The organism is Legionella stuttgartensis, assembly GCF_977063405.2.
The window spans coordinates 40,833-54,026 of sequence record NZ_CDRUHA020000022.1 but is presented as its reverse complement, the minus strand read 5'-3'; the positions used below and the strand labels follow the sequence as shown (position 1 = coordinate 54,026).

Genomic DNA, 13,194 nt, shown 5'->3' with positions numbered 1-13,194 from the left:
TTTAATATACATCTGAAAAGTACTGATGGATGAATCATTGCGTACACTTATGAGGGATATTATATGTATATGTGGTTTGAACTATTGGTTATGCTGCTCCTCATCTTAATCTCGGCGCAATTATTTTCTAACGCGCTTGAGTATTTTGGTGAAAAAATAGATATTTCAACAGGAGTTACTGGCTCAATATTCGCTGCTATATCTACCGCACTTCCAGAAACTACCGTGCCAATTCTAGCAATAATTGCAGGAACGGCTGATCGACACGTTAATGAAGAAATTAGTGTAGGGGCAATTTTAGGTGCTCCATTAATGTTATCAACCCTATCAACTTTTATTATGACGTGTTCAGTCATTAAAAAACGAGGCTTTAATGGATATATATCACCAGAAGCCACTGGTTTTGAACGTGATATGACTTTTTTCTTAATCGCATTTACATTTGCAGCCTTAGCGATGTTTCTACCCTTAGAACCAAACTATATGCGTATTTTATTTTGCATTATTCTTGTTATTCTCTATTTTATTTACTTGATGCTTACCTTCAGGGCTTCTAAAGCTTTGGTGGAAGATGGTCATGCGGTAATCACAAACGAACCATTATTAATCGCTAAACTAGGTTTTAAAACCAACCTTACATCAATTTTAATCCAATTGATTTTTGGTTTATTGTTATTGGTATTGAGTGCAAAAGGATTCATCCACGGAATACAGCAGGCGGCAAACTCTCTTGGAATACCCGTTTTGCTTTTATCATTACTAGTTATTCCCATAGCAACAGAATTACCAGAAAAAGTGAATAGCGTAATTTGGGTAAGAAAAGGTCAAGATACTCTTGCTTTTGGCAATATAACCGGCGCAATGGTTTTTCAGGGTACGTTACTTCCTGCTTTAGGAATACTATTAACACCTTGGGAGCCATCTAGAATAGTGCTTACAGGCATACTTGTAACCTATATTGCAACAGCATGGCTAAGATTTAATATTTCAACTCACGGAATTAAAATTAAGGTTTTATTTTTGAATGGAGTTTTATATTTAACCTATCTAGTGATCGTACTTTCATAGAGCGTTTTCAGAAAGGAGCTGTGCCGTACCTAATTGAAAAAACTGACTATTTCTTACTTAATTTTTCCAATTAATAGGTTGTAAGCTCGTCAAACAAGCATAATAATAGTCATTTATTGCATTTCCTTCAGTAAGCGGAGTATCTATTTATGAAATTTGATGCCGTTGTCCTTGGCAGTGGAGTTGTAGGAGTATCGGTTGCAATTCATTTGCAAATGCGAGGGCGTTCTGTGGCATTGGTCGATTTGAAATCTCCAGGAAGTGAGACTTCTTTTGGAAATGCCGGATTGATTCAACGCGAAGGAGTGTATCCTTATGCATTCCCAAGAGAGATGACCTCCTTGCTTAAATATGCTTTGAACTGCTCTCCCGATGTTAGATATCACCCTAAATCGCTTCTAAAACTTGCACCTTTTCTATGGAAATACTGGGTCAATTCTCACTCATTACGCCATGCAGAGATTGCCCGTTCCTATGCAACACTGATCCAACATAGCGTCACGGAGCATCATTTTTTAGCTGAGGCAGCAGGAGTGAACCATTTATTTCGTTCATGTGGATGGATAAAGGTGTTTCGAACTGCAAAAAAACAAGATGCTGAAATGCGCTTTGTTGAACAATGCAAAACTGAATATGGAATCCGATTTGAGCATTTGGATTCAGCTTCGTTAGCGCAAATAGAGCCTAATCTTGATAAATCACTGCAAGGAGGTTTTCGTTATATAGATTCGGAGGCGGTGAACGATCCTGGTGCCTTGGTTGAAGCCTATGCACATTACTTTGAACATCTTGGTGGACGCTTTTTTTTCGGTGATGCATTCACATTATCTGATAAGTGGAAGGTCAAAACAGAGCAGGGACCGATCAAAGCCGACACCGCAGTGGTTGCTTTAGGACCATGGTCAGATACTTTATGTTCTCGACTCGGATATCATTTACCCCTCGCAGTAAAACGCGGATATCATATGCATTATGCTATGAGGCAAGATGCACAACTTAATCATCCAATACTTGATGCTGAAAAAGGCTATTTGTTAGCACCCATGAGTCGGGGAATTCGTCTCACTACAGGAGCGGAGTTTGCGTCACGTGATTCTCAAAAAACTCCAGTGCAACTCGATTTGGTAGAACCCATAGCACGTACTCTTTTCCCAATTACAACGCGACTTGATGAAACACCCTGGATGGGATGCAGACCCTGTACACCCGATATGCTTCCAATTATCGGTCAAGCCCCACGGCATAAAGGGCTTTGGTTTGCATTCGGACATGCTCATCACGGTTTGACCCTTGGCCCTGTGACGGGGCGTTTGCTTGCAGAAATGATAACGGAAGGGGATTTGGTCGCCGATCCATCACCATTTAGTGCCAATCGCTTTACTTCATAAACTTGGTAATGAATTCCATGCAAAACTTATCAGGCTATTTTAAGGTTAGGGTATGAACGGCTTTTTCTGGCCTACATGTTGAATTTCAATTAATTCAACTAATTGGACTGCATCAATTACACTAAGTTCTCTAGAAGAATTTAAAGAGCACCAATTTTCTAGATGTGCACGCCGTAAGCCATGTTTGGCACTCAATAGTAATGCTTCAATTCGAAGTTCTGATAAAAGGTGCATTTCATTGAGTGCTTGACCAGGCTTTAGTTTTGCTTCTTCTATAAGAGCAATCATGAAAAGGAGGGAGACAATATTTATTCGAATCGTAACGGCGGGCCTCATCAGAGGTACTTGTACCGGTTAGTAGCTCTTAACGCCGATTACTTGCTATCTAAAATGTTTATAAATTCAACCTACTTTCCGATTGACTATCCAGGATGGCACATCTTAGGGGATCATCAGACAATGACTTACGAATGTCTCTAAAAGTATTTGCACTGGATTGATTAAAGGCATTTATAACAGCTAAAGCATGTGGGTTTAACTCATTATCTTCATTTTTGCTGATTTTTTCCCTGATTCTAAGAATAGTATCGTATATTTCTTCCTCGGATTCAGGATTAATGTCTCCTACCAGTTCTTTTATTGCTTCAATAATTTTTGGAACAGAGCCATCTTGATTCTTCATGAGGGGATTATCCAGTAAATTATAAACAGCCCGTATATTATTACTTCTCTCGTCGCTGGGGATCGCAAGAATTTTTATTTTCGTTTTGCTAGAATGAAAAGAAGGGGTCGGTAAGCGTTGTTCTTTTAGGCTATCTTTAGCGTCAAAAGTATCTAAAAGAGACAATGGATCTTTATTTCTAAAGAAACTAGGCGCTAAGCCACTTTTACCAAAAAGAGAAAGGATTAGCTCAAAAGCGTTTAGTGCTTTACTAACATAACGAGTTAGCGTTGAAGGGACATTATCCTTGATTTCTCGTTTTCGGCAATGGTCATCAAAGTCTTTTTCGAACGACTCAAAGCTATACTCTTGGTCTCCAAGATAGCGCTCTAACATTTTCTGCCCCTCTTCAGCCCATTTTTTTATAGGAGAGTTGCTTTCTTTGTCTGCTGCGCTGGCTAAATCTTTAAGGGCTTTATCTAAAAGAGGAAATTTCTCTGCCTCTGCCTTAGCCTTCTTGGTTACGCGCGAAATACATTTTTCAGCCAGTTTACATGGAGACTGATATTGCCAAAGCTTGGTACCATTCTCATACTCTATTGAAGCCAGTTCTTTGTATATCTCAAAATTAGTTTTAACATCCCCTAATGCCTCGCGTAACTCTCCAATATATTTATCTTTCTCTTTTTGGGACAGCGGTAATTGATTGATATAATCTTCTGCTTTAGGCAATGATAGGCCGGTTATCTCATCTAACTGATCTAAGGTTTCTTCACAGGCTTTATAGTGTAAAGGGCTTTCATGGCCGTAACCCACATAGAGCCTATCAGTTTCAAACACATAGTTAAAGGCTGCGCTGGCTGGAAATCGAAGAGCATAGGGGTGGTCAGCCCAATCGCCTACTAGGCTGGTTTTGGAAAATCCCCAATCATCGGTGGTAACAAGTAACCCAGTATATCCCTCAGCTTCTTGTTTTAAAGCATATTCTTGAACTTTTTCTATGAATCCTACAATCTTTTCGGTTGGATAATGATTAATTTCGCTCTCATGGTCTTCTGGAAATCGACTCATAACCTTCGTTATAGCGCTTGTACTAAAACTGCAAGCTAAAAGGCCAAGAGCAAATATTTTCCCACCTTCTCTAATTTGTTTTTGTTTACTCATTTCATTACCTCAGCCTTAGTTTTTAGTATTTATATTGACCATTATATGCAATAGTAAATCGCAATACAAAGAATGTTAGGAATAGCTTGTTTCCAAAAAGGAATAGCTGTGTAAAATTAATGTTGCTTTAAATGAGGTCAAGGATTGAATTTTGTATTCCACGATAGAACTTAATTTTCGCCTTAGAACTCCTCATTAAAGTTGTCTGTGCAATGCAGAAAAGATAGAGTCTCAAAAAACGGTCCAGTCTGTTGCAAAGATGAAAAAATTTTCTCAAACTGTCAACAATGATCTAATTACATACTTTCAATAAGTTATGTTATTTGTATGCAAAGAATACTAACCAATAGAACTCTATCGGATTTGAAGAACTAATACCTTCCCATCATTTTTATGAAAAGTGAATCTGCAGATTGATTTTTCTTTTGTTAAAAACTTACTGAATTTGTTATCGATGGTTTTTCTGGGCTAGCTTTGAAAGATCCTGTACCTCATCATTCATCCTTAAGTCGAATAAAAAAACGAAATAGAACGATTGTCGTATTCTTTAAGGATCTTAAATTAGAGAATTATTCTGAAAAAGTTATTATACGTCTGCTTTATTCATAATCGGATATGCACGAGCTTCTGCAGATGATCAAAATTTAGACCTTAAACATGATGAGAAAAAAATTGGACTAAAAAGTCTGCATGAGTCTCAAGGTCCGGAAAATTGGTTTTTCATATTTTTGGTGCATTGGCAGAGTTTGAGCGCAACCTTATTCGAGAACGTACTTATGCTGGTTTGCAAGCAGCAAGAGGTAGAAATGGCGGCAGGCCTAAAAAACTATCAATTGATAAGACAAAAATAGTCATTCAACTTTATCAAGGAAAACAACATAGTATTAAGCAAATTTGTGATTTGGCTGGCTTTTCAGAGCCAACCTTATACAAATATTCAAATAAGTACTAGGGCCTGTTGACATTTCACATTGCCAACCACAGAAGTGTCATACTTCAGAATGATACGATTTATACAAAAAACTAGAGCCACAAAAACACTTTTTTAACCGTATATCTTAATCATTGGTGCTTGCAATGACATTAGGAATCTTCATTAGCTAATCTTAATCCTGAAAGATATACTTGAAATTTAGTTTATATGATTAAATCTTTATAAAATCAGACTTAATTACGTAGGAGCGAGAATGGATGATTTAATAAACATTATTACTGAATTTAAAGAAAATGAAGCGATTTCTAAAATCATCAATGAAAATCTAAAAAAATTTAATGAATCCATCATTGGCAAGTATGAAGCAAAACCTTTTATTATCTATGCGCAAAATGATTCGTCTGAAATTCTTGGCGGTATTAAAGGAGATGTTTTTGGTAGCTTATGTAGGGTGTTTACTGTTTGGATCCATGAACAATATCGCCGTAAAGGAGTAGGGCGCTCTCTATTTGCGACGCTAGATACTTTCGCAAAAACAAATAATTGCACTATGATCCAACTCGATACGGCAGAGTTTCAAGCGAAAGGCTTCTATGAGAAACTGGGGTATCAAGTAATTGCCACTTTGCCAGATAATTTTATAGGTTATACCAGCTACATCTTGAGAAAAAAATTGATTTAAAGACTGTATTACAATTAGGTTGAAGCATGCTTAGAGATAATCTTTTTAATAAAAAATTAAATTTGGATAATAAAAATTTGCAATATTTCCCTGAAGGTTTGAGTAAATTAAACTTTTTAGAAAGTATCAGTTTTTATAATAATCAACTCAAAGAATTACCGAGTGAGTTATGGTCAATAAAATCATTGCGTCATTTAAATGCATCAGCAAATAAAATTACGTCCATATCCAAAGAAATTGGCCAATTGGAAAATCTGCATATTTTAGACATGAATGGAAATAAACTATCAGCTTTACCAGAAAGTCTGCATGAAACTCCATTAACTAAGTATTTATACATGGCCGATAATGAGTTTTTATCTGTTCCTGAAGTGGTTACCAAATTACATCAATTACAATATTTAAATTTTTCCGGGAATGAAATAAAGCAACTACCGGTGGACATTGGTGCGTTACATCATCTAATTGAGTTGCGGGTTTATAATAATTTAATTAATGAAATACCTTATTCAATAGGCCATTGCGAACAGCTTAGAGAGATTCACTTAATGAAAAACCGAGTGAAAACTCTTCCTCATGAAATTGGTAATTTAAGAGAGTTAAGAATTCTTGATTGTTCTGATAATCTCATCGAAATCATTCCTGAAAGTATAGGCGCTTTGTCAAAGTTAAAGATTTTAAATTTTCGGAATAATAATTTAAGTGTCCTTGTAGATGAGATAGGGGCTTTGTCTGAGCTTCTCTATTTAGACTTAAGAAATAATAATTTAAAAGCACTTCCTATCGGTCTACTCAAACTGAATAAATTAGAAAAATTAGATTTGAGATGTAACAAACATTTAGAATGCCCAAATTGGTTATTTGAACTTGAAAATAATGGCTGTGTCATAATGCATTAGTTAAAATGCATTATGTGTGTTACAGCCGAAAAACTTATTTTTAGCGTATACTAAGCGATGTTGTTTCTACTTCAATTTCCTTTTTAGGTCGGCAATTCAACTTGTTCAGCTCACGCTCCAATGAGCGAGCCCACTTATAAACGCCATTTGTTGTTTCAAGAGCATGTGCTTTGAAAAAACTATCGGGTACTCCATTTTTTTTCAGGTCTGCTTTTAAATGTTGTATGCCAGCCAAAAGACAACGTTTGACACTTTTCGCACAGTTATTTTGTATAAAACAATAACTTTCGTTGCTCTCTTTTGTCATTGCATTTATAACTGCTAACTCATTAATATGATAGCGTAAACCGCTATCACTGGTTGGTAGTTGGATGGAGTATTCGGGATGTTTGCCTTCTGTTTTATTAGAACTTAGCACCAAATTCTCTTCTCGCGAAAGATAGTCTGCTCGATCTCTAACATTTACTTTTAATAGTTCTACTGCATTTTCATCCATGCCATTTATTCGCTCATTGATCGCTTGAATTTTCCGCTCAAGAACAATAATTTCCTTAGCTGTCTTATCTAGCTCTTCTTGATTTTGATTTAATTGTGCTTGGTAATTAATTTCGGTTTGAGCAATATTTTTTTCAAGAGTAATAAATGCTTGATTGAGTGTTTCATTTTCCTTTTGTAAACCATTTAACTCATGAGTTATTCGCGATATTTCAGCAAATATCTTTGCATCCGGTGTAGAAATTTTATTTAAATAATTTAATATCTTGGTAGGGAAAAGGGTTTTTCTAGTATTTTTTAATATTTCAGCTTTTATTTCATCCTTTTTTTTCTTTAATAGACCTAGCTCCACTTGAGAGTTTTCAAGCAGTTGATTGTGTGAAGCAAACAAAGTTTGTTGTTTAATGGTTAATTGATTGAGTTTTTCTACGGCACTTTTTTTCTTGTCTAGAGCCCCATCGATATTCCAAACCCTAATTGTGTCATCAAGATTGTTTTTTTTTGCATCATCGATTTTTTTTTGCGCCGAGCTAAGGGCCGGGTGTCGGATAGAAAAAGTTCGGTTATTACTTTCTTCTCTTTTCATATCAGAATCATGATCCGATATCTCTGGTTTTATTCCTTTAGCTTTCGGAGCCAGGTGTAAGAGATTGAAAAAATCACGAACTAACTCTCCTGAAGAGGGTCTTTCTTCAGGCCAGAAACTATGAGTAACTTGAATGCTTCGAAGGGCTTTACGTCTATAATACATACCTGATGCACCTCTAGTGGCTTCAGGTACATAACAGAGACTTTTCTTTGCGAATAATGGAGATGAGTTGTCGTCTAACTTTGCATATCCAGGAGAACGTTCATTAAGCTCCATGACAAAATTAGCATGTCCAATATTCTCACCTTTATCCTCAGAAGCTAATAAAGGACCAAAAAAGCGATTTTTAATCCGTCTGCCTAAAATCTGGGTGGTAGAGAGCCAAACATTTACTTGAATCATACCTTTTTATACCTTCTTTATTTACATCCTGTACTATTTATTAATCAAAAAACCTGATTGAAAATCAAGTAGTTAAAAAAACTGTAATATTGTATCTTATATTAAACTCTTTGTTTTTCAAGTACTCAGTTCCATCTTTATGTAGAAAAATTTACAGTTCATTAAACTGCATTATCAAGCTAAGAACTGTTTATTGTCTAAATGATAAATTTCAAAGCTTGTTTAATAAGGACAATAATAAATGAATATAGAGGGTTTGATATTAAGAGACTGAGAAATCACAGCATATTGTTATAGAATTTAATTTACAGCGATTTTAAATAAGATCTCACAAATGATTTGAAAAGGTCATATTAAATTTAAAAAGAGAATCACTTGTTGCGTTTAATAATAAAAAAGATAGGCTATCAATATTGCTCTGTAGTAAGAGCTATTTCAACAACGTTATTGGGATTAAACATCTCTTTAAAATATTTAAAACTCTCAAGTCTGGACTGATCATTTTGAGTACGTGAAAGCAGGTCTTGCCCATACACTGCAATATCCTCGATAATTCGTTCCTGCCTATAATAAGATAAGATTGTTTTATCAACGATTGTGCAACCATAACCTTCATAAAAAAAAGGGACTTCGTGAGGCGCATTCCATACATTACCAACGCCACCTCCAATAAACATCAAATCACGTTCTTTAGGGGCTAGAATTGGCTCATCCCAATCAATAATATAAATCGCTTCCTCATTAACCACCAATACATTACCTGCATGGATATCAGAATGGCACAATACGTACTCATCTATATCGGGGTTAATTTTCTTAGAGAGTACTTCTGAAGAATCCACTAATTGCTGAATTGGATAAATATGCTGATTAAAAAAAGACTTAAAGTCCGTAGTAATCTTATTATCGGAAGGCTCCAAGCTCATTTTACTATAGAAGGATCTGACGATATCGCGCCATTGAGATGAATACATTTCTTTTCTTAATTGCTGTTTAATCCAGGAAGGGAGCGAGGTATCATGAATTTGTCTTAATACTTTTCCAAACTGGTACCAATGTTTTTTGGTCAAGTTTCTTGCGAACCCATTCGGTGCTTGAATAAATGGATACACAATTATTTTAACATGGTCTATTTTTTGAAAAAGTTTTGCATCAAGTGTTGGGAGAGGTACTATAATTTCTTTTACTCCGGAATCCTGCAAGAGACAAATGATAGACAAATTCATTTCATCGAACTTCCCACATTTCAGCTTTACGAAATAAGATTGGGTTGGTGAATCCGCTTTATATCCAAACGAATTCATATCAGCTCCCCCCTGGATGAGTTGTGCCGAATAAATAGAAATTCCAAAGTAAACATTCAGAATCTCAATGATTTGTTGTTCTTGAAAGGGGGGCTTAATCATAGGATATCTATTTCTAAAATGGTGTTAGTGAAGTTGTGCCTCTTAAATCAGCAATAACTTATTTATATGATGGTTCCTGCTTTCATTATATATCCAATAATGAATATTTTTTCAATTTTAATTCAATAATTGTGCTTTAAATTTCTACTCATTGTTCTCTGTGTACCAGGGTTAGTTGGTCAGACTGTTCAATTGTTGTGCTATAATTTCATCTAAGTCAAAGAGAGCAATTTATTATTGCAGGCTGGTTGTTATGAAAATTTTGGAAATTTATCGTACAAATGAATGGCTGACTGAAAATACCAGACGGCAAAGATTCAGAGATCTGACAAAGAATGATTTTATTGAAAGCACAAAAAAAGTGCTGAAAGCAGTTCCTATACTTACTATTGCGGGAGCTGGATTTAGTAAAGGTTTACAGGAGAATTCTATTGGCTTAACGTATATGAGCTTACATATTTTAAAAGAGGTTCATAACGGAATAGGCTATAGTGGCAAATATAATGAATGCGAATTTTATGAACCAATTGATCGCACCACTCAAAGGTTTCAGAAAGATGCTGCTGCGGATTTGGCATCACCTTTTGTAAAATTATGGCTGGTAACAGATGACGAGGAAGTTAAAGGGGCAGAGATAACTCGGGGTGTCTTGTTTCATAGTCACACTGAAGCAATAAAATTCCAAAAAATGTATCCGAGTTTGGAAGCGTATACCCAATCCTCTTTTTATAAGGCACCCGCGCAAATAGTTTGTCAAATTACTGAAAATACACTCCCAGTTTTTGATGAGGAGTTAGACAATTTTCTGGCAAATCAAAAATCTTACGGTATTTTAGCAGGAACACCTGAAATCACGGCAAGAAATTTTAGATTTGTACGTTTATATGAAGGAAAGCCTGAAAATTTAGTGATAGGTTCTGATGGAAGCAATTTAATAGAAATAGATTTTCCAGAAGCTGTGAGTAAAAAAGATTATAATAAATATTTTCCAAAAACTGATGAACTGTCACGTAAAGAAGAAGCTGATCAAACCCGTCAAGAAGACGTTACACAACTGGTTAATGATAATTTAAAAATAATTGAAGAAGGGGTGACAGAGCTTGAGCTGTCGGACGATGAAGAGTCAGTTCAAAGTAGAGATGAACGTGAAAAAGTTGATGAGCTTAAAAGTACAGAATATTATGAATTCTTAGCACAAGAATCTGACGCCTATGATATAACTCAAAATGAAGAATCAGAGGAACCTAAGGCACACAAAGATTCAAGTGCTCTATCCGAAAACGAAAAAGCGCATCAAACAAAAAACTCGAGTTCCCTAGCAGGCTCCATGAAAAAAGGGCTCTTTAAGACCCCAGAAAAAGAGGAGGCGGTAGAATCTGATAAGAAAGCTGAATCAGCAGTAAAACCCCAAAAAATACCGTAATAAAAAAGAGCTTATTGAGCAAGTATCGATCTTTTGCGGAAATTTTATGTTAGAATTGCAGCCTTATTAAGGAGATTAGGCATGCAAGAAAGTTCCCCAAAAACTATTGAGCTACCAAGAATTATCCAACTTGCATTACGCGGTAATTCTGAAGCTATCAGAAAGCATTTGAGAGAGAATCCTGAAGATTTATATCGAAGAGAACCTAACAAGCAAGCAACAGCTTTTCATTTAGCTGCTTATTGCGGGCACTTAGAAGCTTTAAAATGTTTGCTGCAATTTGGTAACTCGAACGATTTATTAAGAGAGGACGGTGAGAATAATTCTGTCTTGGATGTGGCGCTTGATAGCCGAAGACCGTCTGCAGCTATTTTACAATACCTTTTATTTGAAGCCAAAGTTCCTTTTGGTAACAAGACTCTTTTGTTACTAAAGAAAAAATATGATCTTTTTGTTATCAAAATTAAAGAAGCGAACTCAGTTAATGAAGCCAATGAACGAATTAAACAATTGAATTATTTGTTAGAACACGCAGGTCATCCTGAATGGGAATTAAGACGTCGAACTACTTTTGCCAAACCAAGATTATCAAGTTTAGCGGATATAACTGCCACATTGATAAAATCAAGGCACTTAGACGATGATGCTGTAAGCAAACTTCCTCATCAAATTAAGCAACAGATTACTTATACTCCTCAAAGTTTGAAATATTTAACTGCATTTGCAGTAAAAAACAAAGTTCCTGGCAGTAATGAGTTATCAACTGATCAATTGAATGAAGAATGTTTGGACGCAATCAAAGCAGCCATTAAACTTTAAATCAATTAACAAATTCAACCATAATTCTTGTATCTATAAATCAGACGGTTAGTAGAAGCATAAGCGCGCAATTGTCACTATCGTTGATAGATTTTCTAAGAAAGCAGTTCTTAAAAAAGTTACTGCTGATTTTTGATTTGCGTACCCATAGGCTTCTTGGCAGCGAGGTCTTAATGAGAATAATAATGGTTAGTTCGTCAATAACTAAAAAAAGGCTCTGATTTTATTAATATCAGTGATGATGATCTTGTTATAATTACGGATAAGCTCAATAATAGGCCAAGAAAAACTTTAGGTTATACAGCTCTAGGGGCGATAATAATGCGTAGGTGCTCATGAATAACCAATTTACAACTATAAATGATATCAAAATTTGTTACCAAACATTCGGCAATAAAACTGATCCTGCTATTATCCTTTTAATGGGAAATAGTGCTCAAGGAATCATGTGGGATGATACGTTCTGTCATAAATTAGCAGACAGCAAACATTTTATTATCCGTTTTGATTATCGTGATACGGGATTATCGAGTTGCATAGATTACATCCAAAGGCCCTACAATTTAACTGATCTAACTAATGATTTACTGGGTTTAATGGATGAACTAGGAATAAAAAAATCACATTTTGTGGGATTATCGATGGGAGGTGCTATTGCGCAGTTGCTCGCGATGTATCATCGAGCTCGAGTGTTAACCATAACTTTAATGATGACGTCACCGGACTTATCAGTCAAAAATAATGCCTTCAAAGGAATTTCAACTTCTCATTCCGTTTTATCTCCGCCATCTACGGAATTTATTAATAAGGTCATCGAAATTAATAAAACTCCAGCCCAAACCAATGTAGATAAGATAAAACAAATTGTAGAAAATTGGCGACTAGCAAACGGTACTAAAGCACCGTTTGATGAAATTTACTGGTTTAAGCTAGTAGAAAGATCAATGGAGCGCGAGTCAAAAAATCCTGAGGCAAAAGACCTGAAATTTGCAAATTTAGGAAACCATACAAAAGCGCAAATGGCTAGTAATGAACCCAATTTAAGCGTTACTAAAGATATTTCCGTACCGTGTTTAATAATTCACGGCAAAGAAGATCCTATATTTCCTGTAGATCATGCTGAAGCTCTTACTAAGAATATTAAAAAAAGCAAACTGGTTTTATTAAATGACATGGGACATGCATTAAATCCCCATTACTTCGATGAAATAATTAAAGAGATAGTTGTTCATGTAGAAAAATAAGTCAGTTGAGGCGAATTCAA

At 35.6% G+C, this 13,194-nt stretch carries 12 protein-coding genes and 2 pseudogenes; 10 read left to right on the top strand and 4 right to left on the bottom strand.

Annotated elements, in window-relative coordinates:
- Positions 1–63 precede the first annotated feature (63 nt).
- On the top strand, positions 64–1,068 hold the full coding sequence (locus ACWTEW_RS05860; RefSeq protein ID WP_454780778.1) for a sodium:calcium antiporter: 1,005 nt from the start codon (positions 64–66) through the stop codon (positions 1,066–1,068).
- Between the two features lie 149 nt (positions 1,069–1,217).
- Positions 1,218–2,456 (top strand): NAD(P)/FAD-dependent oxidoreductase, encoded by a 1,239-nt coding sequence (locus ACWTEW_RS05855; RefSeq protein WP_454780777.1) that lies wholly within the window; start codon positions 1,218–1,220, stop codon positions 2,454–2,456.
- 45 nt (positions 2,457–2,501) lie between these two features.
- On the opposite strand, the gene ACWTEW_RS05850 is transcribed toward ACWTEW_RS05855, so the two are convergent.
- Positions 2,502–2,792 carry a hypothetical protein gene (locus ACWTEW_RS05850; protein ID WP_454780776.1) on the bottom strand — a complete coding sequence of 97 codons (291 nt, stop codon included), beginning with the start codon at positions 2,790–2,792 and terminating at the stop codon, positions 2,502–2,504.
- A gap of 58 nt (positions 2,793–2,850) precedes the next feature.
- Positions 2,851–4,281 carry a hypothetical protein gene (locus tag ACWTEW_RS05845; protein WP_454780775.1) on the bottom strand — a complete coding sequence of 477 codons (1,431 nt, stop codon included), beginning with the start codon at positions 4,279–4,281 and terminating at the stop codon, positions 2,851–2,853.
- 443 nt (positions 4,282–4,724) lie between these two features.
- Between ACWTEW_RS05845 and ACWTEW_RS05840 the strand changes: the two are divergent.
- The 4 genes and pseudogenes from ACWTEW_RS05840 to ACWTEW_RS05825 all read left to right on the top strand — a co-directional run.
- Positions 4,725–4,833: pseudogene (locus ACWTEW_RS05840) on the top strand (transposase); the annotation flags it as partial.
- A 160-nt stretch (positions 4,834–4,993) separates the two neighbouring features.
- A complete protein-coding gene (locus ACWTEW_RS05835; protein ID WP_454780774.1) occupies positions 4,994–5,233 on the top strand; it encodes a helix-turn-helix domain-containing protein in 240 nt (79 codons plus the stop codon).
- A 235-nt stretch (positions 5,234–5,468) separates the two neighbouring features.
- Entirely contained in the window at positions 5,469–5,897 is a 429-nt protein-coding gene (locus ACWTEW_RS05830) for a GNAT family N-acetyltransferase (RefSeq protein ID WP_454780773.1), read from the top strand.
- Positions 5,898–5,959: 62 nt separating this feature from the next.
- On the top strand, positions 5,960–6,796 hold the full coding sequence (locus tag ACWTEW_RS05825) for a leucine-rich repeat domain-containing protein (RefSeq protein WP_454780772.1): 837 nt from the start codon (positions 5,960–5,962) through the stop codon (positions 6,794–6,796).
- Positions 6,797–6,836: 40 nt separating this feature from the next.
- On the opposite strand, the gene ACWTEW_RS05820 is transcribed toward ACWTEW_RS05825, so the two are convergent.
- Together ACWTEW_RS05820 and ACWTEW_RS05815 are read right to left on the bottom strand one after the other, a co-directional pair.
- Positions 6,837–8,282, bottom strand: coding sequence for a hypothetical protein (locus tag ACWTEW_RS05820; RefSeq protein ID WP_454780771.1), 1,446 nt, complete (start codon positions 8,280–8,282; stop codon positions 6,837–6,839).
- 407 nt (positions 8,283–8,689) lie between these two features.
- Positions 8,690–9,688, bottom strand: a complete 999-nt coding sequence (locus tag ACWTEW_RS05815; RefSeq protein ID WP_454780770.1) for a phosphotransferase family protein — start codon at positions 9,686–9,688, stop codon at positions 8,690–8,692.
- 253 nt (positions 9,689–9,941) lie between these two features.
- Here ACWTEW_RS05815 and ACWTEW_RS05810 point away from each other — a divergent pair, with 253 nt between their 5' ends.
- The 4 genes and pseudogenes from ACWTEW_RS05810 (at position 9,942) to ACWTEW_RS05795 (ending at position 13,174) form a co-directional block, all read left to right on the top strand.
- Positions 9,942–11,111, top strand: coding sequence for a hypothetical protein (locus tag ACWTEW_RS05810; RefSeq protein ID WP_454780769.1), 1,170 nt, complete (start codon positions 9,942–9,944; stop codon positions 11,109–11,111).
- An 81-nt stretch (positions 11,112–11,192) separates the two neighbouring features.
- Positions 11,193–11,930, top strand: a complete 738-nt coding sequence (locus ACWTEW_RS05805; RefSeq protein WP_454780768.1) for an ankyrin repeat domain-containing protein — start codon at positions 11,193–11,195, stop codon at positions 11,928–11,930.
- A gap of 151 nt (positions 11,931–12,081) precedes the next feature.
- A pseudogene (locus ACWTEW_RS05800) lies at positions 12,082–12,269 on the top strand (IS30 family transposase); the annotation flags it as partial.
- On the top strand, positions 12,266–13,174 hold the full coding sequence (locus tag ACWTEW_RS05795; protein ID WP_454780767.1) for an alpha/beta fold hydrolase: 909 nt from the start codon (positions 12,266–12,268) through the stop codon (positions 13,172–13,174). The pseudogene ACWTEW_RS05800 and the gene ACWTEW_RS05795, both read left to right, overlap by 4 nt.
- Positions 13,175–13,194 lie beyond the last annotated feature (20 nt).